The sequence below is a fragment of the Streptomyces catenulae genome (assembly GCF_000718015.1).
Taxonomy (GTDB): domain Bacteria; phylum Actinomycetota; class Actinomycetes; order Streptomycetales; family Streptomycetaceae; genus Streptomyces; species Streptomyces catenulae.
This window is the reverse complement of record NZ_JODY01000021.1, coordinates 79,555-101,273: the sequence shown is the minus strand read 5'-3', so window position 1 is coordinate 101,273 and position 21,719 is coordinate 79,555. Positions and strand designations below refer to the sequence as shown.

At 71.2% G+C, this 21,719-nt stretch carries 18 protein-coding genes; 5 read left to right on the top strand and 13 right to left on the bottom strand.

Translation table 11 applies throughout. The features are described 5' to 3' along the window. Positions 1-646 precede the first annotated feature (646 nt). Both IF23_RS0119415 and IF23_RS35045 read left to right on the top strand, forming a co-directional pair. The gene (locus IF23_RS0119415; protein WP_030285354.1) at positions 647-2,524 is read left to right on the top strand and encodes a DUF2075 domain-containing protein; all 1,878 of its coding nucleotides are present in this window, start codon (positions 647-649) and stop codon (positions 2,522-2,524) included. A 286-nt stretch (positions 2,525-2,810) separates the two neighbouring features. Beyond that, positions 2,811-2,939: a DUF6408 family protein gene (locus tag IF23_RS35045; RefSeq protein WP_245655029.1), complete on the top strand. Its 129-nt coding sequence runs from the start codon at positions 2,811-2,813 to the stop codon at positions 2,937-2,939. A 68-nt stretch (positions 2,940-3,007) separates the two neighbouring features. On the opposite strand, the gene IF23_RS0119405 is transcribed toward IF23_RS35045, so the two are convergent. The 4 genes from IF23_RS0119405 to IF23_RS0119390 form a co-directional block, all read right to left on the bottom strand. Beyond that, on the bottom strand, positions 3,008-5,131 hold the full coding sequence (locus IF23_RS0119405; RefSeq protein ID WP_030285352.1) for a DUF2075 domain-containing protein: 2,124 nt from the start codon (positions 5,129-5,131) through the stop codon (positions 3,008-3,010). A gap of 182 nt (positions 5,132-5,313) precedes the next feature. Continuing rightward, the gene (locus tag IF23_RS0119400) at positions 5,314-6,807 is read right to left on the bottom strand and encodes an APC family permease (protein WP_051739711.1); all 1,494 of its coding nucleotides are present in this window, start codon (positions 6,805-6,807) and stop codon (positions 5,314-5,316) included. Between the two features lie 275 nt (positions 6,808-7,082). Continuing rightward, complete coding sequence (locus IF23_RS0119395; RefSeq protein ID WP_030285348.1) at positions 7,083-8,435, bottom strand: aminotransferase family protein; 1,353 nt, start codon at positions 8,433-8,435, stop codon at positions 7,083-7,085. 63 nt (positions 8,436-8,498) lie between these two features. Beyond that, on the bottom strand, positions 8,499-9,971 hold the full coding sequence (locus IF23_RS0119390; RefSeq protein WP_030285346.1) for an aldehyde dehydrogenase family protein: 1,473 nt from the start codon (positions 9,969-9,971) through the stop codon (positions 8,499-8,501). A 233-nt stretch (positions 9,972-10,204) separates the two neighbouring features. Between IF23_RS0119390 and IF23_RS0119385 the strand changes: the two genes are divergently transcribed. Then, complete coding sequence (locus tag IF23_RS0119385; RefSeq protein WP_030285344.1) at positions 10,205-10,822, top strand: TetR/AcrR family transcriptional regulator; 618 nt, start codon at positions 10,205-10,207, stop codon at positions 10,820-10,822. 10 nt (positions 10,823-10,832) lie between these two features. Here IF23_RS0119385 and IF23_RS0119380 read toward each other — a convergent pair whose 3' ends face one another. The 8 genes from IF23_RS0119380 to IF23_RS0119345 form a co-directional block, all read right to left on the bottom strand. After that, positions 10,833-11,747 (bottom strand): LysR family transcriptional regulator, encoded by a 915-nt coding sequence (locus tag IF23_RS0119380; protein WP_051739710.1) that lies wholly within the window; start codon positions 11,745-11,747, stop codon positions 10,833-10,835. 52 nt (positions 11,748-11,799) lie between these two features. Further along, complete coding sequence (locus tag IF23_RS0119375; protein ID WP_030285341.1) at positions 11,800-13,170, bottom strand: MFS transporter; 1,371 nt, start codon at positions 13,168-13,170, stop codon at positions 11,800-11,802. A 64-nt stretch (positions 13,171-13,234) separates the two neighbouring features. Continuing rightward, a complete protein-coding gene (locus tag IF23_RS0119370) occupies positions 13,235-14,680 on the bottom strand; it encodes an aspartate ammonia-lyase (RefSeq protein ID WP_051739709.1) in 1,446 nt (481 codons plus the stop codon). Between the two features lie 104 nt (positions 14,681-14,784). Then, the gene (locus IF23_RS0119365) at positions 14,785-15,930 is read right to left on the bottom strand and encodes a M20 family metallopeptidase (protein ID WP_030285337.1); all 1,146 of its coding nucleotides are present in this window, start codon (positions 15,928-15,930) and stop codon (positions 14,785-14,787) included. Beyond that, entirely contained in the window at positions 15,927-16,604 is a 678-nt protein-coding gene (locus tag IF23_RS0119360; RefSeq protein ID WP_030285336.1) for a DUF1028 domain-containing protein, read from the bottom strand. Before IF23_RS0119360 ends, IF23_RS0119365 begins: the two co-directional genes overlap by 4 nt. Further along, complete coding sequence (locus IF23_RS0119355; protein ID WP_211266175.1) at positions 16,601-17,080, bottom strand: RidA family protein; 480 nt, start codon at positions 17,078-17,080, stop codon at positions 16,601-16,603. The genes IF23_RS0119360 and IF23_RS0119355 overlap by 4 nt, the downstream gene beginning before the upstream one ends. A 10-nt stretch (positions 17,081-17,090) precedes the next feature. Further along, on the bottom strand, positions 17,091-18,377 hold the full coding sequence (locus tag IF23_RS0119350) for a flavin-containing monooxygenase (protein ID WP_037678731.1): 1,287 nt from the start codon (positions 18,375-18,377) through the stop codon (positions 17,091-17,093). A gap of 176 nt (positions 18,378-18,553) precedes the next feature. Then, positions 18,554-19,075: an ATP-binding protein gene (locus IF23_RS0119345; protein WP_078654089.1), complete on the bottom strand. Its 522-nt coding sequence runs from the start codon at positions 19,073-19,075 to the stop codon at positions 18,554-18,556. A gap of 162 nt (positions 19,076-19,237) precedes the next feature. On the opposite strand from IF23_RS0119345, the gene IF23_RS0119340 reads away from it, so the two are divergent. Together IF23_RS0119340 and IF23_RS0119335 are read left to right on the top strand one after the other, a co-directional pair. Continuing rightward, positions 19,238-20,152, top strand: coding sequence for a helix-turn-helix domain-containing protein (locus IF23_RS0119340; RefSeq protein WP_030285329.1), 915 nt, complete (start codon positions 19,238-19,240; stop codon positions 20,150-20,152). Further along, positions 20,149-20,427, top strand: a complete 279-nt coding sequence (locus tag IF23_RS0119335) for a DUF397 domain-containing protein (RefSeq protein WP_030285327.1) — start codon at positions 20,149-20,151, stop codon at positions 20,425-20,427. The genes IF23_RS0119340 and IF23_RS0119335 overlap by 4 nt, the downstream gene beginning before the upstream one ends. 71 nt (positions 20,428-20,498) lie before the next feature. Here the strand turns inward: IF23_RS0119335 and IF23_RS0119330 are convergent, their stop codons facing one another. Beyond that, on the bottom strand, positions 20,499-21,518 hold the full coding sequence (locus IF23_RS0119330; RefSeq protein WP_030285325.1) for a metallophosphoesterase family protein: 1,020 nt from the start codon (positions 21,516-21,518) through the stop codon (positions 20,499-20,501). Positions 21,519-21,719: the final 201 nt, after the last annotated feature.

The following is a 21,719-nucleotide window of genomic DNA, read 5'->3' as shown; positions in this document are numbered from 1 at the left end:
CCACCACCCCGCGCGGCGGCACCCCCGGCCCCCGCCCCGACAACCACCGGCGCCGCCGCCACCGCGGCCAACAACCGCCGCCGCGAGACAAACCCCCGCGGACCGTCCCCGTACACCCGGTCACCATTCCTCACTTCATCGCCTTTCATGACGGGATGAAATCATGACGTAGCGGGTGAAAGGGGGCATTGGGGTGGGGGTGTCCGGGGGAGGGGGCGAGGCGCCCCGTCCACTCACCCTCGGGCGACCGGGCTCCCCCACAGCCACAGGAAGGCCACTGCCCTCACGGAGAAATCGGCGGGAGCCCGGCCTTCCAGGGCATTGCGAGGGGGGAATCTCCATTCCGAGGACCGCCGTCACCATCTCCTCCCCGAGTCATCACCTCGGAATCCCGGGAATGGGATTTCCGACACCTGACGCCCGGTAACGCATAAACCGCCCCTACGGCCCGCGGTGGAAATGGACGGTCGAGCCCGGCCGACGCCGCACGAGCCGCCTCACAACCCGCTCCTGGCGCCCACCCCGCCCTGTCCTAGAATTGGCGCGACCATCTCAGCGGCCCGACGGGCTTCCGCTCCGCACCCGCGGAACAGAAGGACATGCCCCCACCCGCACGAGCCACTTCGTGCTGCCTGGGGGCAAACTCTTGTTGTTCCGTGAGTCCGTGGCGTCACTGGCCCGCCGCACCCACGTCGAAGGACGGCTGGCGGAACTCCTGGCCGAGAACTTCGTCCACCGGCACGGTCACCGCCCCCGGTCCTCGGAGATCCGCTCCTGGAACCGCAGCATCCCCGTACTCGTCAATTCACTGCTCGAAGCCGGTCTCGGCGAAGTGGAGATGTTGCTCGAGTACGGCCTTCCCCTGACCAGCAAGCGCGCGGACGTGATACTGGCCGGTGTGCACCCGGGCACCGGTGGCCCTTCCTACGTGGTCGTGGAGCTCAAGCAGTGGAGCGAGGCATACCCGGAGGAAAGCGACCCCCTGCAATGCCGTATTGACGCGTATCCGGCTCCTGTCCTCAACCCGATCGAACAGGTACGTGGCTACTGTGACTATCTGGCGTCGTTCAACGGCGCCCTGGAACAGAGCCCGGAATCGATCTCCGGGGTGGCTTTTCTGCACAACGCCACCGAATTCGGCGTGGCCGGGCTGCGGCAGGTCACGGAGGACCACCGGGGCCGGATGTTCACCGGAGAGCAGCGCGGCGCATTTCTCGACTACCTGCGCGCAAGGCTGGCGCCCAAGCCCGGTGCCAGGGTGGCTGATGACCTGCTGCAGGGCAAAGTGCGGCCCTCCCGGCAATTGCTGGATGTCGCCGCCGACGAAGTCCGCAGCCGCGAGCAGTTCGTGTTGCTGGACGAGCAGCGGTTGGCCTACGAGACCGTGATGTCGGCGGTCGGGGCGGCCCGGCGGTCCCACCACAAGCAGGTGATCGTGGTGGCAGGCGGCCCTGGATCCGGAAAGAGCGTGATCGCCCTCTCCCTGCTCGGTGAGTTGTACCGGCGGGGAATTCCGGCCCTGCACGCCACCGGCTCGCAGTCGTTCACCAAGACCATGCGCAAGGTGGCCGGGTCCCGGAAAACCGAAGTCCAGCGGCTCTTCCGCTACTTCAACAGCTTCATGGAAGCCGAACCCAACGATCTCGACGTACTGCTCTGCGACGAGGCACACCGGCTCCGCAAGACCTCGGCCAACCGCTACACCAAGGCGGAGCTGCGCACCGGACGCCCGCAGGTGGCCGAGTTGATCGACGCTGCCCGTGTTCCCGTGTTCCTCCTCGATCAACACCAAGTGGTGCGTCCGGGCGAGATGGGGACGGTGGACCAGATCCGCCATGCGGCGGCTGCGCAAGATCTGCAGTGCACAGTCGTGGAGTTGGACGGCCAGTTCCGGTGTGGCGGCAGCGACGCGTATCTGCGGTGGGTGACCAGCCTGCTGGGGCTGGAGGGGGACAGCGCCATCGACTGGGAGCCGGACGGCAAAGTCCGGTTGCTGACCGCGGACAGCCCGCAGGAACTCGAGGACTTCCTGAATTCCCGGCGGGATCAGGGCTACAGCGCGCGGATGTCGGCGGGCTACTGCTGGCGGTGGACGAAGAAGATCACTCCGGCCATGACCGCTCTCCCCGCCGACGTCGTCATCGGCGACTGGGCGAGACCGTGGAACCTCTTCGGGGACCGTTCCCTGCTGGGCGCGCCGCCGGCGTCGCTCTGGGCCACCGATCCTGCGGGCTTCGGGCAGGTGGGGTGTGTGTACACGGCGCAGGGCTTCGAATACGACTGGTCCGGCGTGATCATGGGCCCCGACCTCGTCTGGCGGACCGACCACTGGGTGGTCGACCGGTCCGCCTCCAAGGATCCCGCGTTCACCAGAGCGACCCCGGACACCGATATCGACCGTCTGATCCGCAACACCTACAAGGTTCTGCTGACCAGGGGAATGATCGGGACGGTCATCTACTCCACCGACCGGGAAACCCGCGAGAAGCTCCGGTCCTTGATCCCACCCTCCGAAGGGGCGTAGCGGCTCCGTTCCACGGCCCCCCACGGTCGGCGCCCGCCGGACCCGGCGCGCTCCGTCGGCCGTAGGAGCCGCTGCACACCCGACGGGGTCGATCACCCCCAACACGTGATGCATTAGTGTGGTTCGCGCTGCGCACCTTCCCGGAGGGTACGTCGGCGGCTGTTCACCACCGGTCCCCGGATATGACTGGTAAGTGGTTTCCCCGCGTCTTGTGCGTGGGTGAGTGCGGATGCCCGGAAGGGCAGATCCCTGCTGCTTCCCAGTTCCTACCGAGGAGTGGTGACGCATGAACCCCGTTGCGTACAAGCCTGCACGTCGTAACTGGCTTCGCGAGATTCTGGTCGACGTCGCCGTGGGTGTCATCGCCAATGTGGTGCTGACGGGCCTGACAGCGGCAGCGCGCCTGTTCTTCTGACGGGCAGGTGGCGGGCCCGGAGAGCCCGCCACTCCGCTTTCCCCGAGCGGTGTCAGACCCGATCGGTGTCAGAACAGCCGGAGATCCGGCTCCTGCGTTTTCCCCTTGTTCCGGTTCCTCTGCCGCTTTCCCCTTGTCCTCTTCGGGCGGGGAAGATGCGGCACACGTGCTTCCGGCGGAAGGTTCTCCCAGGTGGGGCGCAGCCCGTGGATCTGAAGCTCACCGACGAGTCCCTTCAGATAGGTCCGGGTCTCCTCGTCCGTGGAGTACAGCACGGTCGCACGGCTGGCCCGCGTCATCAGCACGTGGTACGCGTGGCGGATGAGCCGGGCGAATTCCGCGTCGTCAACGCTGCCGGGTTTCACCTTCGGGTCGAACGACCCGGGCACCGCGACGCGCTTGACGCCCGTCTCCGGGTCCTTGCGCTCCTTTCCCCGGCGGAACACCCACCGGTCACCGCGGCGGACCATGTCCTCTCCCATGATCACGCCGCACCAGTCCCATTCGAGACCTTGCGCCGTGTAGACACAGCCGATCTGGTCGAGTCCCTTCTCGTGCACGGACCAGATCTTCGAGGGCGGCGCACCGTCCTCGCAGAAGGCTTCGCTGTCCGCGTTCCACGCCCGGTGCCAGTCGCCGATACGGACGTCGGCTTCCAGGCGCTTCTCCTTGCCCAGTGGCTTGGTCCACGGCCAGCAGTAGCCCGCGACCATCCGCGCGGATGCGCCGGCCAGGGCTTCGGTGCGGATGACGCGTTCCAGTTCCTCCGGGGTGTCCGCCACCTCGATGTGCATCAGCCCGTCCGGGGTCCACGGCTCGGGCTCCTCGTCCGTCACTCCCAGGGCGGCGCGTACCCAGCGGATGTAGCCTTCGCTGCCACCGCACCGGAACTGCTCCTGCAGGTCGTACTGGAGGAGTTGGGCGCCGTAGCGCCCGGCCGCGCCCTTGATCAGATCGGTGGTGCCCACCTCGTTCGGCCGTACGGACTGCCCTTCGTCCAGGAAGAACACGGTCAGGCGGGAGGCGTCGAGCAGTTCGTCCACCTGAGGCTGTGTGCCCTGTTGTTCGGGTTTCCAGAAGCGGTTGGTCGAGCGGTCCCGCAGGCGGTGGGCCTCGTCGCAGATCAGCACGTCCAGGGGCGGATCCGGTGGGGTGACGAAGCTGCTGAAGTAGGTGAAGGATTCCCGGAATTCCCGGTCGCCGTAGCCGACATGTTCTTGGAGCGCACCGTTGAACGCCCGGCTCCCGCTGGCGTACTTGACCGTCCGGCCCGCCGCTTCCAACTCCGCCTTGACCTGGAGCCCGATGGCGCTCTTGCCGGTGCCCGCACCCCCTCTCACCAGGAAGACCACGCGTCGGTCGTCCGGCACGAGGGCGGGGCGCCGTTCGTCGGGGAGGACCTTGGCAGCCGCCTCCAGGATCTGGTCGGCAACCGTCTTCTGGCGCCCGCGCAGGGTGAAGACCGTGTCGTCCCCGCGGGAGCGGATCATGGCGTCGAGGAGCGGGGTGTTGCGCAGTCCCATGCTCCGAAGCAGGATTTCGGCCCCGGAGGCACCGCCTTCGGCGGCGAAGTTCCGTCGGAAGTCGGAGAGCAGTTCTTCGCGCTGATCTCCCGTGTACACACGGGAATAGACTCCGTTGGGTGCGTCCAGATCGGTCAGCGCCCGCACGGATTCCTGAGTGGCGTTGTGGAGATAGGCAAAGCCTCCACACTCGAATTCGATTCCGTTGAGGGGACCGCGCGCTCCGGTGAATGCGTCGTAGTATTCGCGCAATTGAAGGGCGGGGTGCTTTTTCGGCTCCTCGATGCCCGGCACGCGGACCTGCGTCATCTTCCCGAAGGCCCGTTCCACCCTGGTCACCCTCGACCAGCGCTTCAGCTCGACGAGTTGGACGGAGATCCGGTGCTCCTGCGGGTGTCGGCCGATGAGCACGACGTCGATGAGCCGAGGGTCCCGCCGACCGTCCTCGTCGAGCGTGGCGGCGCACTCGACGATCATCTCCACGTTTCCGCGGCCGGACATCACCAGATCGTTCGCGAGGCTCACCAGGCTCTCCGCCCAGGCGGAGCGTTCGGACTCCGAGGCGTTCCCCTCCCGGAAGTACCGCCATCGAGCGGCGAGATGCGGCACCATGCGATCTCTGGAGTTCAGTTCGAGGAGATCTTGGGCCGCCAGCTTCAGCAGGAGCATGGACACGAGGTGGTTCCCCCTGGGCACGAGTGACTCGTGCGGGTGGGGGCATGTCCGCGTGGGAAGCCCGGCGGGCCGCAACCGGTACCGGTGAGTTTAAAAGCCCCACCGGCCCGGCCGTCGTCGGGGCGGCTCCCGGCCCCGGAGCGGCCCCCCGGTCGCCGCCACCTGCCCGTCTCTCCCTACCTGTCGGCTTGCGCCTCACCCCCCTCCCGCCGCGCCACCCGCAGGCCCGCCGTGCCGACCAGGAGTAGTGCGGCGACCGTGCCGAGGGTGAAGGTTTCGAAGGTGGTGCGGGAGACGCCCCAGGTGGTGTCGAAGGTGTAGGGGAGGCCGGCGAGGGATTCGAGGGTGCCGGGGAAGAGGGCGCACCAGGAGCCGAGGAGGATCCAGGCGTAGACCAGGGCGGCGCAGGTCAGGAAGCCGCGGTGGCCGAAGGGGACGCGGTAGGGGCGGATGACGTCGGGGCGGCGCAGGCGGAGGAGGACGAGGGAGGGGACGATGATCAGGTAGGAGAGGAGCAGCGTGGTGACCGCCACGGTGAGGACGACGGCGAAGACGGCGCCCGCGTCGCCGCCCGCGAGTTGCATCGCCGCGAGCATGAACACGGTGGCCACGATGCCGGAGAGCAGGTTGGTGCGGACGGGCGTGCCGAGCCGGGGGTGGAAGGCGCCGAGGGAGCGGCTGAAGGAGCCGCCGTCGGCGGCGGCCATCGCCTGCATCCGGTCGCTGACGATCATCCAGGCGCTGCCCTGGGTGAGCAGGGCGAAGACGAACATGACGGCGGTGAGCGTCAGCAGCGGTCCGGCCGCGGGTCCGTAGATGCCGAAGACCAGGCGGGCGCCCTCCATGAAGCCGCCGATGCCGGTGACCTGGCGGGCGGGGACGACGGCGAGGAGGGCGAGGACGGGCAGCAGGTAGCAGCAGACCGCGACGGTCGCGGAGCGGCCGAGGGCGGCGGGTACGTCGCGCTGCGGGTCGTGCATCTCCTCACCGGCGGCGTTGGGCGCCTCGAATCCGACGTACGCGAAGAGCAGGATCGGCACCAGGGCGAGGAATCCGGCGGTCGAGGGGGTGAAGTGGGTGTCGGCGAGGCCCTGGAAGCCGTGTTCCAGGCCGTAGAGCACGGCGGTGAGGGTGAACAGGGCGATGGTGAGGACCTTCATCGCGGCGCCGATGGTGGTGATCCACTTGCCGCGGCGGAGCGAGACGACGGCGGTGAGGATGGCGGTCCACACGAAGAGCAGTTTGAAGGTGTAGTCGGCGACGGTGCCCGAGCCGAGGTGGAAGACGAAGCCGTCCCAGGTCTGCGCGGCGAGGAAGACCAGCGAGCCGCCGAGCCAGATCGGGTTGGTCACCCAGTAGAAGAGGGTGGTGAGCGCGGCGGCGGAGCGGCCGAGGGCGAGCCGGACCCAGACGTACGGGCCGCCCTCCTGCGGGAACGCGGCGCCGGTCTCGGCGAACAGCAGGGCGTAGGGCACGAGGAAGAGCAGGGCGAGGGCCGCGGTCCAGGTGACGGCCTCGCCGCCGCCGGTGGCGATCTGGCCGACGGTGTCGAACGAGATGACCGCGGCGATGGCCATGGCGGTGATGTCGAGGCGCTTCAGGCTGCGCCGCAGGCCGGTCGTCGTGGTGTCGGGGGCGCGCGAGGCGGTGGACGGGAGAAGAGAGGACACGGGCAGTTCCTTGGGGGTGTCTTTCGGTCTTCGTGGATGCGGCGGTGGCGTGCGGTGCCGGGCCTCGCGAGGGCGGGGGCTCGCCCTCGGGCCGGGTGTCCGTGGGTGGGGCGGTGGCGCGGCGGGGTGCGGTGCCGGGCGTCACGGCCCCACGAAGACCGGAGGGACACCCATGAGGGGGAAGGGCCGCTGCGAGTGGGCACGCGGGCGCGCGGCGACGGGTGTGGCGTCCGGGTCGGGGAGGCCCGGCGGGGCACCGGGCCTCCCGGGAGGGGTCAGGCGGTGCGGATCTCGCCGGTGGGCGCGGTGCGTTCGAGGACGCCGCGCAGCGCGGTGGCCACTTCCTTGGCCTCGGACTCGGTCATCACCAGCGGCGGGGACATGACCAGGCTGTGGGCGGAGTCGCGGACGATCACGCCGGTCTCGCGGCGGATGACGTCGTGCGGCATCCGGTCGGGGTGGAGCGGCAGGGGGGTGCGGGTGGTGCGGTCCTGGACCAGTTCGACGGCGAGCATCATGCCGACGGAGCGGATCTCGCCGACGATCGGCAGGTCGCCGAGGTGTGCCTCCAGTTCGGCGTGGAGGAAGGCGCCCCTCTCCGTGGCGCGGGCGAGCATGCCCTCCTTCTCGATGATGTCGAGGTTGGCGGTGGCGACGGCGGTGGCGACGGGGTGGCCGTTGTAGGTGTAGCCCATGGGGAACCCGTGGTCGCGCAGGAGGGTTTCGGCGACGTGGTCGCCGACCAGCAGCGCGCCGAGCGGGACGTAGCCGGAGGTGATGCCCTTGGCGGTGACGATGATGTCGGGGGTGACGCCGAAGTGCTGGGCGGCGAACCACTCCCCCATGCGGCCGTAGGCGGTGACGACCTCGTCGAAGATGAGCAGGATGCCGTGGCGGTCGAGGACCTCGCGCACGCGGGGCCAGTAGTCGGCCGGGGGGACGAGCATGCCGCCGACGCCCATGATGGGTTCGCCGATCATCGCGGCGATGTTCTCCGGGCCGATCTCCGCGATGCGCTCCTCCAGTTCGCGGATGAGGAAGTCGGTGGGGTCCTCGCCGCCGTAGAGGTCGGTGCGGTACGGCCACGGCGGGGTGAGGTGGGAGACGTGCGGCATCATCGGGGCGAAGCCCTCGTGGTAGAGGGGGAAGCCGGTGGCCGAGCCGCCGCCGTAGCCGATGCCGTGGTACGCCTTGCTGCGGGCGAGGATCCACGTCCGGCTGCTCTCGCCGCGGCGGTGGTGGTGGTAGCGGGCCATCTTGATGGCCGCCTCGTTGCCCTCCGAGCCGCCGGAGGTGAAGTAGACGTGGTTGAGGGGGTCGGGGGCGAGCGCGGCGAGGCGGGCGGCGAGTTCGATGGCCCGCTCGTTGGAGAACTCCCAGAAGCTGGTGAAGTACTCCAGCTTCGACATCTGCGCATGGGCGACGTCGGCGAGTTCGGTGCGGCCGTGGCCCACCTGGGCGAGCCAGAGGCCGCCGGTGGCGTCGAGGTAGCCGCGGCCCTCGGTGTCGGTGAGACGGCAGCCGGAGCCGGAGGCCATGATGACGCGCTCGGCGGCGTCGCCCGGCAGGTAGGGGTGGATCAGGTGGGCCCGGTCGAGGCGGGTGAGTTCCGCGGTGTCCATGGTCATCGTGGGTGTCCCTTGTTCGGTGCGGTGGGGTGCGGTGGCGGGGCGTGTCGGGTGCCCGCGCGGTCAGCCGTGGGAGATCCAGGTCGTCTTCAGGCCGGTGTACTTGTCGAAGGAGTGCAGGGAGAGGTCGCGGCCGTGGCCGGACTGCTTGAAGCCGCCGAACGGGGTGAACGGGGAGAGCGCGTCCACGGTGTTGACGGAGACGGTGCCCGCGCGCAGGGCGTCGGCGACGCGGTGGGCGCGGCCGAGGTCCGATGTCCACAGGGAGGCGGCGAGCCCGTAGGCGGAGTCGTTGGCGAGGCGGACCGCCTCGGTCTCGTCCGCGAAGGGCAGCACCGTCAGGACGGGGCCGAAGAGTTCGTCCCGGACGAGCGGGGCGTCGGGGCCGAGGCCGGTGGCGACGGTGGGGTCGAGGTAGGCGCCGTCCCGGTCGGGCCGGGTGCCGCCGCAGGCGAGGGTGGCGCCGGATGACGTCACGGCGGCGAGGACCCGCTCCGCCTGTGCCTCGTCGACGAGCGGGCCGAGGCGGGTGGCGGGGTCGAGCGGGTCGCCCGGCCGCCATGCGGCAGCGTGGGCGGCGACGCGGGCGGTGAACTCCTCGGCGACGGACGCCTCGACCAGCAGCCGGGTGGTGGCGGAGCAGACCTGCCCGGCGTTGTAGACGAAGCCCCAGGCGGCGCGCTCCGCGGCGGTCTCCAGGTCGGCGTCGGCGAAGACCACGTCGGGGCTCTTGCCGCCGGCCTCGGGCCAGACCTGCTTCATGTTCGACTCGGCGGAGTAGGCGAGGAACCGCTTGGCGACGGCGGTGGAGCCGGTGAAGACGAGGGTGTCCACGTCCGGGTGGCGGCCGAGCGCCTGCCCCGTCGTCTCCCCCGGGCCGGGGACGACGTTGAGCACACCGTCGGGCAGTCCGGCCTCCGCGGCGAGTTCGGCGAGGAGGAGGGCGGAGAGCGGGGACTGTTCGGCCGGTTTCAGCACCACGCTGTTGCCCGCGGCCAGTGCGGGTGCCAGCTTCCAACCGGCGATGTCGAGCGGGAAGTTCCAGGGCACCACGGCGCCCACGACGCCCAGCGGGGCGCGGCGTACGAGCGCGAGGTTGCCGGGCGGGGCCGGGGCGATCTCGTCGTAGAGCTTGTCGACGGCCTCGGCGTACCAGGCGAAGACTCCGGCCGCGCCGGGGACGTCGGTGCCGTAGGACTCGGCGATCGGCTTGCCCATGTCGAGGGTGTCGCAGAGTGCCAGGTCCGCGGCGTGCTCCTCGATGAGGCGGGCGAGGGCGAGGAGCACCCGCTTGCGCTCGGCGGGGGCGGTGCGCGACCAGCGGCCGTCCTCGAAGGAGGCGCGGGCGGCGGCCACGGCCCGGTCGACGTCGGCGGCGGTGGCGGCCGCCACGTGGGTGGTGACCTTGCCGGTGGCGGGGTTGACGGTCGGCAGCCACCGGTCGTCGGTGGGGTCGGACCAGGTCCCGTCGATGAACAGGCGGGTGCGGGGGGTGAATGCGGCGGCGCGCTGCCGCCAGTCGGCGTACGTCTGCATGGTGTGGCCTTCGATTGCGTCGTGGGACGTGGGCGAAGCGGTGGGCCGGGGTGGCCCCGACCGGGACGGAGATGCCGTTCGAGACGGTGGGGTGCGGCAGGGGGAAGGGCTCGGAAGGGAGCGTCCGCACCGGTTTCTTTGAGTCGGAATTCAAACAATGGATGAACCGGCCGTCAATGCTCCGGACGGGAACTTCTTGCACAACCTGAGACGGGGGTCAGAGAATGAGCGGTATGAGGAAAGCCGGTAGACCACGCAACCAGACGGCACGTAGGCAGGCCCTCGTCTCCGCCGCGGGGCGGGCCATCGCGGAGCGCGGGCTCGAAGCCCTGCGCATCAAGGACATCGCGGATGCCGCGGGCGTCTCCCAGGGCTCGGTCCTGTACTACTACCCGGAGCTGAACGACCTCGTCCTGGAGGTGCACCGGGGCGCCGTGGAGGGCTATCTGGCCTCCCGTCAGCGGGCCTACGAGGAGGCACCGGCCGACGATCCCGCCGCCCGCCTCCGGGCCCTGCTGCACAGCGGGCTGCCGACCATGACCGACGATCCGGCCCACGGACTCCTCTACGAGCTGCACCGGCGCGCCGGGCGCAGCCCCGGCCACGCCGAGCTGATGGCCTCACTCTTCGCCCGGGAGGTCGCGCTCTACACCACCGCGCTGGAGGTGGGCGCGGCGAGCGGCGGCTTCACGCTCGCGGCGTCCGCGCAGGATCTGGCGCACGGACTGGTGGCCCTGGAGGACGGTTACGGGCTGCACATCGTCAGCCGCAACGCCGCGCTCCACCCCGACCGGGCCCAGGAGTTGATCCTCGCCCACGCCCGGGCGGTGACGGGGCGCGCCGACCTCTGAGCGCGCCCGTTCAGGTCCCGGCGGGCCGGGGCGCGGTGTCCCGCAGGACGTCCATGGCCGCCCGGGCGCGGGCGGACTGGGTCACGCCGCCCACGGAGGCGATCTGGACGGCGAGCGGCGGTCCGGCGTCGCGGAGCGGGAGCGCGGCGATCTCCCCGCCGCCGTAGGTCTGGCGGGTCGCCGGGCGCTGGTTGAGCACGGAGTAGCCGAGTCCGCGGGCCACCAGGGAGCGCACGGTCTCGTAGCTCCGGGTGCGGTAGCGGACGTCGGGGGCGCCGCCGGTGGCGGCCACCAGCGAGCGGAAGTAGTCGCGGCTGTGCGGCAGGTCGAGGAGGACCAGCGGCTCCGCGGAGAGTTCGGCCAGCTCCACGCCGTCCCGGTCGGCCAGCGGGTGGTCGGCGGGGACGATGACGTACGCCGGGGCGTGGGCGATCGTCTCGCAGTGCAGGTCGGGTTCGGCCGACAGCCCGAGGTCGTAGGTGAGGGCGAAGTCGATCCGGCCCGCCGTCAGCGCCTGGACGAGTTGGTCCGTCTCCGCCTCCACGACATCGATCTCGATGCCCGGATGGCGCCGGGTGCACTCGCTGAACAGCGGCGGCAGATAGTAGGGGGCCAGCGTCACGAAGCAGCCGACGGTCACCGGTCCGGACAGCGATTCGCCGCTGCCCTGGGCCTCCCGTTCGACCTCGTGGGCGCGGCCCAGCAACTCCCGCGCCTGCTGCCGGAGCCGCTCCCCCGCCGGGGTGAGCGTCAGGCTGCGGCCCCGGCGGCGGATGAACAGCTGCACCCGCAGGTCCCGTTCGAGGTTGTGGACGGCGGTGGAGACGGCGGACTGCGCGATGTGCAGCTCCGCCGACGCCTCCGTCATCGACCCGCGCTCGGCGGCCACCAGGAAGTAGCGGAGCTGAACGAGCGTGAAACCCACTGGTGACATCATCTGCGGCCCTCGGCTCCTGGTGATCCGGTCGGTGCCGACCTTATTGCGCGGCGGGCGCACGGCTCGCGACGGGCGCCGCCTCGGCCACGTCCCCGGGGTGCAGCAGGGCGGATCCGGCGGTCTCCCGCAGGGACAGGGCGGCGACGAGACCGCCGACCGCGAAGACCATCAGGTACGGGCCGGGCACCAGGGTGCTGCCGGTCGCCGAGATGAGCACGGTCATCAGGTACGGCACCGTCCCGGCGAAGAGCGCCGCGGTGATGTTGTAGGCGACGGACAGCCCGCTCTGCCGGGTGCGGGTGGGGAAGACCTCCGCCGACCAGACCGCGTACGTCCCGAGGATCGCGGCCAGGATCACGCCGAGTCCCAGACCGGCGATCCAGGTCCCGACGAGTCCGGTGCGCATCAGCCAGAACGCCGGGGTGGCGAGGACCAGCAGGGCGGCGGTGGCCCCGACGAACACCGGCTTGCGGCCCACCCGGTCGGAGAGCAGCCCGAAGAGCGGCACCAGCACCAGGCCGAGCAGCGAGATCGCGGTGGCCAGCAGGGCGGCGCTGTCGGCCGGGTGCCCGAGGTGGTCGGTCTCGTAGGTGACGAGGTAGGTCAACACCGCGTAGAACGGCACATGCATCGCCGCCATCAGCCCCGCCGCCTGGAGCAGTTCCCGCTTGTGGTGGCGGAGGAGTTCGCGGGCGGGGCTGCGCGGGACGGTGCCGCTGGCCTCCAGCGTCCGGTACTCCGGGGTGTCCTCGATCTTGTTGCGGATGAAGTAGCCGATGACGCCCAGCGGCGCGGAGACGAGGAAGGGGACCCGCCAGCCCCAGGCGGTCAGCTGGTCGGCGTCGAGCCCGGTGGACAGCAGCAGGAAGACGAACGACCCGGCGAGGAAGCCGAGCAGCGAGCCGACCTCCAGCCAGCTCACCCCGAAGCCGCGGCGCCCGCGCGGCGCGCTCTCGGCGAGGAAGCTGGCCGCGCTGCCGAACTCGCCGCCCGCCGCGAACCCCTGGACCAGCCGCAGCCCCACCAGGAGCAGCGGCGCGGCGATCCCGATCGAGGCGTAGCCGGGCAGCAGCCCGATACAGAGGGTGGCACCGGACATCAGGAAGATGACCAACGACAGGGTGCGCTTGCGGCCGATCCGGTCGCCGAGCGGCCCGAACACCAGGGCGCCGACCGGCCGGATGCCGAACGACACGGCGAACACCCCGAACACGGCGAGCAGCCCGGTGGTGCTGTCCTCCGCCGGGAAGAACACGGTCGCGACGGTACCGGCGAGATAGGCGTAGGCGGCCCAGTCGAACCAGTGCACGAAGACGCCGATGGCTCCCGCGGCGACGCTCCTGCGCAGGTCGGCCACGTCGGTGGGCACCACGGCTTCGTTCTCTACGGTGCCGCTGTTACGGGTGCGCATGTGCGCCTCCTTGTGGGACGGGGGAAAGGGGCCGGAGCGGTGCGGGGCCGGCGGCGCGGTGTGCTCAGTGCGCCGCCGGAAGGCCGGTGAGGGCGGCGGGGCCGGTCAGCTCGTGGAGCTCCGCGGCGGTCAGCAGTCCCCGCTCGCGGATGAGGTCGAGGGCGGGCCTGCCGCTGTGGTGCGCCTCCAGCGCGAGGGCGCAGGCGGTCTCGTAGCCGAGGGCCGGGCCGAGCGCGGTGACCAGTCCGGTGGAGGCGGCGACGGAGGCGGCGAGCCGTTCCCGGTCGGCGGTGATGCCCCGCACACAGTGCTCGGTGAGGACGCCGATGCCCGCGGCGAGGTGGCCGAGTCCGGCGCTCAGGCTCCGGTAGATGACCGGTTCGAAGGCGTTGAGCTGGAGCTGACCGCCCTCGGCGGCGAGGGTGACGGTGACGTCGGCGCCGATGACCTCGAAGGCGATCTGGTTGACCGCCTCCGGGATCACCGGGTTGACCTTGCCGGGCATGATCGACGAACCGGCCTGCCGCGGCGGGAGGCGGATCTCTCCGAGCCCGGTCTGCGGCCCCGAGGAGAGCAGCCGCAGATCGTTGCAGATCTTGGAGAGCTTCACGGCGATGCGCTTGAGCACGCCGGAGAGCTGGACGAAGACCCCGGTGTCCTGGGTGGCCTCGATGAGGTCGGGGGCGGAGACCAGCGTCGGGATGCCGGTCAGGCGGCGCAGGTGTGCCACTGCGCGCTCCCGGTAGCCGGGCCGGGCGTTGAGTCCGGTGCCGATCGCGGTGCCGCCGAGGTTGAGTTCGTGCAGCAGCGGCCGGACCTCGGCGAGCCGCTGTTCGTCCTCGGCGAGGGTGGCGGCGAACGCCCCGAACTCCTGGCCCAGCGTCATCGGCACCGCGTCCTGGAGCTGGGTGCGGCCCATCTTCAGCACCTCGGCGAACTCGTCGGCCTTCGCCGCGAAGGCGCCGCGCAGCGCGGCCAGCGCCGTGAGCAGGTCGGCGATCTGCGGGTCGAGGGCGAGCTTCACGGCGGTCGGGTAGACGTCGTTGGTGCTCTGGCCGAGGTTGACGTGGTCGAGGGGGTGCAGCTCCGTGTACCGGCCGCGGGGGTGTCCGAGCAGTTCCAGGGCGCGGTTGGCGATCACCTCGTTGGCGTTCATATGGGTCGAGGTGCCCGCGCCGCCCTGGAGGAGGTCGACCACGAACTGGTCGTGGAGCGCGCCGCCGCGGATCTCGGCGCAGGCGTCCGCGACGGCCGTGGCGCGGACCTCGTCCAACGCGCCGACCTCGGCGTTGGCGCGGGCCGCGGCGCACTTCACGGCCGCCAGCGCGCCGATCAGCCGCGGCCGGGTGGCGAGGGTCTCCCCGGTGAGCGGGAAGTTGGCCACCGCGCGGACGGTGTGCGCGCCGTAGTAGGCGTCCGCGGGCACCTCGACGTCGCCGAGCATGTCGTGCTCCGTGCGGTAGCCGCGCTCCGGCGGGGCGGTGCTCGGGGAACCTGCGGTCAGGGACATCGGTGTCCTCCGGATCGTGCGGTCGGTGGGTTCCGGTGGGCGGCGTCGGGGTGGCGGTGACGGGGCGGCCGCCGGGAGCGCCGTCGGTCCCGGCGGCCACCCCGTCACCCCGCCGCTCCCCCGTCGGAGGCGGCCCGGTCCACGCCGGTCCAGGCCAGTGCGAGCGCCCCGTCGAGCAGGGCGCGCTGCGCGGTCGGCCCCACGCAGTACGCGGCGAACTCGTGCTGGTGGTTGGTGGCGGGCAGCGAGCCGATGCCGATGTAGGGGTGGATGGCCGGGACCACCTGCGAGACGTTGCCCATGTCGGTGGAGGCGCGGTTCATCCGCGCGGCCTGACCGGGCGGTGCGAACTCCCGCCCCAGGGCGACGGCGTTGGCGCGGTAGTGGGCGAGCGCCCTCTCGTCCGCGCGGAACTCCGCGTACGGCTTGCTCTCCGGCTCGACGGTCAGCTCGCAGCCGGTCGCCAGCGCTCCGGCCTCGAAGGCGCGCATGACGCGCGGCTCCAGTTCGGCGAGTTCGGCGAGCGTCTCGGCCCGGACGTACCACCGGCCGCTGGCCCGCTCCGGGATGGCGTTCGGGGCGTCCCCGGCGTGCGTCACCACGCCGTGCACCCGGGCGGAGGCGGGGAGTTGCTGGCGGAGCAGGCCGATCGCGACCTGCGCCACGGTGAAGGCGTCGGCCGCGTTCACCCCGGCCTCCGGGTAGGCCGCGGCGTGCGCGGACTTCCCGGTGTACGCGACCTTGGAGTGGCTGACGGCGAACGGCCGGGCCTCGGCGACGTCGACCGGCGCCGGGTGCACCATCATCGCGAGGTCCACCCCGGTGAAGGCGCCGCGGTCCAGCATCTCGATCTTGCCGCCGCCGCCCTCCTCGGCCGGGGTGCCGTAGACCTCGACGGTGAGGCCCGCGTCGTCGGCGACGGCGGCCAGTCCGAGCGCGGCCCCCACCGAACTCGCCGCGATGAGGTTGTGCCCGCACGCATGGCCGAGGCCGGGCAGCGCGTCGTACTCGGCGCACAGCGCGACCCGGACCGGCCCGCTGCCGAACGTCGCGTGGAACGCGGTCTCCAGGCCCAGGTACGACGAGGTGACGTCGAAGCCCACCCGGTCGAGCAGTTCCGGCACGGTGGCCGCGGCCCGGTGCTCCTCCCAGGCGGTCTCCGGGTCGGCGTGCAGCCGCTCGGAGAGCCCGATCAGCTCCTCCGCCCGCCGCTCGACCGCCCGCCGGGCCGCCTCCTTCAACGCACTCATCGCCGATCGCCCGGGACGCCGTACGAGGGGGAGGTGGCGGGGTCGAGGCCGCGGGTGACGTAGTCGTCGCGCTGCGGGAGCCACACGTCGAGGAGGTCACCGAGCCGGTCCATGGGGTCGTCGGCCCAGTCGACCCGCAGGTCGGTGACGCGCCAGCCGACGTCCGCGACGACCGCCAGCCCGGCCGAGTGCACCGGCCCCGCCTCGCCGCCCGCGGCGACCGCGGCCCGCATGGCGGCGAGCAGCCGCTCCTCCAGCTCCCCGGTGGCGGCGGCGTACGCGTCGACGAGCACGCCGGGGATGTGGGTACCGGAGAGCATGTTCCCGGCCGCGACCGCGCCGTCCGCGGTGGCCGTGGCGTGGGTGCCCAGGGTCTGCGGACCGCTGAAGGCGTACCCGGGTCCGGAGCGGCCCAGGACGGTCAACTGCCGGTAGGCGATGGTCTTCTCGCTGCGTGCCGCGCCGGTCACCTCGGCGAGCGCGCGCTCGGCGTCACCGTGCTCGGCGAGCGCGTCGAGCAGATCGGTGCCGAGGGTGGGGTCGGTGATGTTCTGCGAGGTCGCGGCGCCGACGCCGGGCCGCAGATGGACGACGCGGGCGGCGACGGCCGGGCTGGACGAGCTGGCCGCGATGCCGAACCGCTCGCCGTCCCGGACCACCAGGGAGAACGTCATGCCTGCGCCTCCTTCGGGAGCACGGCGATCGCGTCGATCTCGCACAGCCACTCCGGGCGGGCGAGGGCGGAGACGACCAGCCCGGTGGAGATGGGGTGCACGCCCTTGGTCCAGCGGCCGACGGTGCGGTAGACGGCCTCGCGGTAGCGCGGGTCGACGAGGTAGATCGTCAGCTTGACCAGGTGCTCCATACGGGCACCGGCCTCTTCGAGCAGCATCTTGATGTTGGCCATGGCCTGCTCGGCCTGTGCCTCGGCGTCGCCGATGCCCACCGACTCGCTCGTGTCGAGGTCCTGGCCGATCTGCCCCCGTACATACACCGTGTCTCCGGCGACGACCGCCTGGCAGAGGTCATTGTCGAGGTTCTGCTCGGGATAGGTGTCGCGGGTGTTGAACGGACGGATCCGGGTGTGCCCGCCGGTCACGATCGGGGCGTTCACCCGGCGGCCCCCGCCGGTCGAGGTCGTGGAGGTCATCGTCTGCTCCTCAGTGCTGTCCGGTCGCCGTCGCGGCGCCGGTCCGGTCGGTGGGTTCGTAGGCGAAGTAGCCCCGCTGGATCGCGATGTGGTCGGCGACGTAGCGCGCGTCGTGCCAGACGCCCCAGATGAAGCTCGATCCGCGGCGGGAGAGCCAGGGCAGGCCCAGGAAGTAGACGCCGGGTTCGGACGAGATGCCCCGCCGCTGGTCCGGGCGGCCCTTCTCGTCGAACGCGTCCACGTCGAGCCAGCTGTAGTCGGTGGCGAAGCCCGTCGCCCACACGATCGAGGTGACGCCCGCCGCGGCCAGGTCCAGCTCCAGCCGGGGGCTGGTCACGCACTCCGGGTCGGCGCCGAGGACATGGGCCTCCGGCTCCTCGGGGAGGTCGAGCCCGTTCCGTTCGATGTACGCGTCGGCGGCGCGGAGGAACTCCAGGTACTTGGTGTCGCCGACGGCGATGTTCGCCGCGAGGTCCGGCGCGAAGCGGAGCACCCCCTCGTTGTAGGACGCGGTGAGGCCGACGAGTTCCACACCGGTACCGGCCAGTTCCCGGAAGTCCACGGTGTGCCCACCGCGGGCGCCGCTGACCGCGATGGTGACGTGCTCCGCCCCCTGCGGCGGCGTCTGCGCGTCCCAGATCCCGAGCACCCCCAGCCACCAGCAGAAGTCCCGGCCCCGGTACGAGCGGGGCGGCCGGTCGTGCGGCCCGACGGAGAGGAGGACCCGGCGCCCGGACCGGCGCAGCTCATCGGCGATCTGCACCCCCGAGGAACCGGCCCCGACCACGAGCACCCCGCCCTCCGGCAGCTGCTCCGGATTCCGGTACCCACTGGAGTGGATCTGCACGGGGACGGCGCCGTCGGGCACGATCGGCGGGATCACCGGCCGCTGGAACGGCCCGGTCGCGGCCACGACGAACCGCGCGTCGATGGCCCCCTCCGACGTCTCCACCCGGAAGCCCGGCCGGTCGGCCCGCTTCCGCACCGAGGTCACCTCGACCCCGCACCGGACCGGCGCGTCGATCTTCTCGGCGTACGCGGCGAGGTACTCCGCGACCTGCTCCTTCGACGCGAAGCCGTCCGGGGCGACGTCCGGGAACTCCAGCCCCGGGAAGCGGTCGTGCCACGCGGGCCCGTTGGCGACCAGGGAGTCCCACCGCTCGGACCGCCACCGCTCGGCGATCCGCTCCCGCTCCAGCACCAGGTGCGGAATGCCCTGCGCCCCCAGATGCTCACTCATCGCCACGCCCGCCTGGCCCGCCCCGACGACGACGACTTCGGTCTCTTCACTCGGCATGTGTGCCTCCACTCACGCGGTGCTCCATCCCGGTGTCGGATGGACTGCGCTGCTGCAGGAGACATCCTTGGACGCACCCAACTACCTGTCCAACAGATGTTTTTGTTGAGAGGGATCTGTTTCACAGATGCTGCGGGTGACGTGCGACACGACCCCGGGGCACGCCCTGCGCCCGCTCACGGGCAGAACGGCCGGACGAGCACGTACTCCGCCCACACCGTCTTGCCCGGACCGCCCACGCGCGGCTGCCAGCCCCAGCGGGCGGCCAGCCGCGAGACGAGCAGCAACCCCCGGCCGCTCTCCGCGTCCCCCGGCTCGCGGACGGCGTCCGGGCGCGGCGGCACCCGTTCGGTACGGGTGTCACCGACCTCGACGCGGACCGTCGCCCGGCCCGGCGCACCCGCCACGAGCCCCAGCCGCAGCACGAAGTCCCGACCGGGCACCCGGCCGTGCCGTACCGCGTTCGCGCTCAGCTCCCCCGCGATCAGCACGATCGCGTCGTGCGGATCCGTGCCGTACGGCACGCCCCACTCGTCCAGCCGGACCGCGACCAGCCGCCGCGCGAGGCGGGCACCACGGGCGGTGGCGGTGAACCGCATCACGAAGACACCCGGATCCGGGACCCGCTCGGCATTCAACTGCGGTACGGACAGGGCTGGTTGGTCGGCGCGGACGGCGTGGCCGCGGTTGCTCGTCATGCCGTCCACGTTCCGCTCGGCGCCCCGACGTGACCAGTGGCGACGCTCGGACGCCCCCCGGTTGTACGCGCGGCCCCGGAACCCGTACGAGGCGTACGGCGTCACCCCAAAGGCGGCTCAACGTTGGGCAGGTGACCGGCGGTTCGGGGAGGCAGAGGTGTGATGACGGAACACGCGCAGACGGAATGCGGATCCGCTCCGGCGGACGGCGAGGCGGCGGTGGCGCTCGGGGGCGGCTGGGAGGACGACGGCGGCGGCGCCCGCGCCGCGGACAAGTCCGCGCAGGGCGTGGTCCTCGCGTTCGGCCAGAGCATGAAGACGCTACGGCTACGGGCCGGAATGGAACGCGAGGAGTTCGGGCGGAAGATCGGCTACTCGGCGTCCACGGTCGCCTCGTTCGAGCAGGGACGCCGGATCCCGTCACCGGGAACGATCGACCAGGCGGACAGCATCCTCCGGGCGGACGGCCTGTTGAAGGTGTGGAAGGAACAGGTGGAACGGGCGCAGTACCCGGTGTTCTTCCAGGGGATGGCCCAGTTGGAGAAGGAAGCCGTTGAACTGCTCGCCTACGACACCCTCGTCTTCAAGGGGCTGCTCCAGACCGAGGAGTACATGCGGGCACTGCTGGGGATGCGACGCCCCGTCCTGGATCAGGAGACCATCGAACAGCGTGTGGCGGCACGACTGGCGCGGCAGACCATCTTCGATCGCTGGCCCGCCCCGTTGCTGAGCTTCGTGCTCGACGAGTCGATCCTGCGACGCCCCTACGGCGGAACAGACGTGCTGCGGAGGCAGTTGGAACACCTGCTCCTGATCGGCCAGAAGAAGAACGTAGCGCTCCAGGTCATGCCACTCGACCGGGAGGAAAGCGCGGGCGTGGACGGACCGTTCACGGTCGTCACGCGCACCGGAGACGGCAAGAAGTTCGTGTACGCCGAAGCACAAGGCTCTGCCACCCTTGAGACCGACCCGCAGCAGGCAGCCCTGACTGCCGCACGCTATGGGATTATCCGCTCGCAGGCTCTCCCCACGCGGGAGTCACTGGAGTTCATCGAAAGGTTGCTGGAGTCGCCATGAACAACATCGAGTCCTCCACCACCGCAGCCGACCTCGCCTGGTTCAAGAGCAGCTACAGCGGGGCCGAAGGTGGAGACTGCGTAGAGGTCGCCTGGCTCAAAAGCAGCTACAGCGGAACCGAAGGCGGCCAGTGCGTAGAGGTCGCGGCCGGTACCGAATCGGTGCTCATCCGGGACTCCAAAGCCGTGGCCGGGCCGGTCGTCACCGTCTCGCGCCGGGCGTGGACGGGGTTCATCGGACTGGCCACGTCGACGTCGGCGCAGAGCGGGATCTGACGTCCGTTCACCACTCCACGTGAGCCCTGCCGTCCGTCGGGCGGCAGGGCTTCCGCGGGTAAGGGCACGGGTCAGATCCGGGTGGCGAGCGGGACGGAGAGCTGCTTCAGCCAGGTGCCGGTCGCGAAGTCACGCGCCTTGAGGACGACACGGTCGCGGTACACGTCCACCTGAAGCCCCTGGTTGAAGCGGCCGGGGACGGTGACCTCGCCGCCCTGCCCGTTGTCGGCGAAACCGGTCTGCACCGCACCGGTGTTGACGACCGAGAAGCCGTCGAGGTTGGCGGTGCCGGGGACGACGCGGCGCACGTACCAGTCGGAGAGCGTCAGGTCCCAGTGGGTGTGGCCGCTGAAGAGGAACACATCGCGGTGGCGCCCGAGGAGACCGAGCAGCCGGTCCGGCTGGAGGTAGTCGCTCATGTAGAGCTTGTTGCGGGTGCCGGAGACGGTGTTGGGCAGCGGGTGGTGGCTGATCACCATGACCGGCCTGCGGCGCCGCGCCCAGTACCGCAGACGCTCCTCCAGCCACCGGAACTGCGCCTCACTGATCCACACCTCGTCCCACAGCGAGCTGTCGTGGTACTTCATGTACCGCTCGGTGCCCAGCGTCAGGACCGGGATGCCGCCGAACGTCGTCTCCGCGAAGATCCGGGAGCGCCCGGCGAAGCGGTAGAAGCTGCGGAAGAGGGAGTCCTCCGTGGTGCCGTTGGGCCAGCTGTCCTGGGCGAGGGTGTCCGGGTCGGCCCACTTGGGGACGTAGAACTCGTGGTTGCCGATGGCCCAGGCGAGCTGCCGCGGCTTCGGGCCCCGGTCCAGCGCCTTCCGCACCTCGGCGTACTCGAAGTCGTAGCCGCGCGGGGTGATGTCCCCGGCGACGGCCAGCCCCGAGGAGTGCGGGTTGACGTCCCGGATGTCCCGGAGCGCCTGGGAGAAGTCGTCGAGGTCGCCCTGGATGTCGCTGATGACGTTGAACGAGGTGACCGGTCGGCCACCGCCGCCACCGGCGACCGGCGCCGCCGCGGCGGGCGCCTGGGCGAGGCCACCGAGGGCCAGGGCTCCGGCCGTCGCACTGAGCAGGGATCTGCGTTCCACGGGTCTTTCCTTCCGGATACCGCGCGGAAGCCGGAAGAGCGGCCTCCGCGCGTGGGACGGGACCCGTTACAGGTAAGCGATCAAGCGGGCGGGCAGGTGAACGCACCTCGACGTCCGGGCGGAACGCTCACCGCCCGGCCCCCGCGGCGGGTGCCGCGACCGGTCTCCCGGGGCGTGCGGACGAACGTATGCGAGATATTC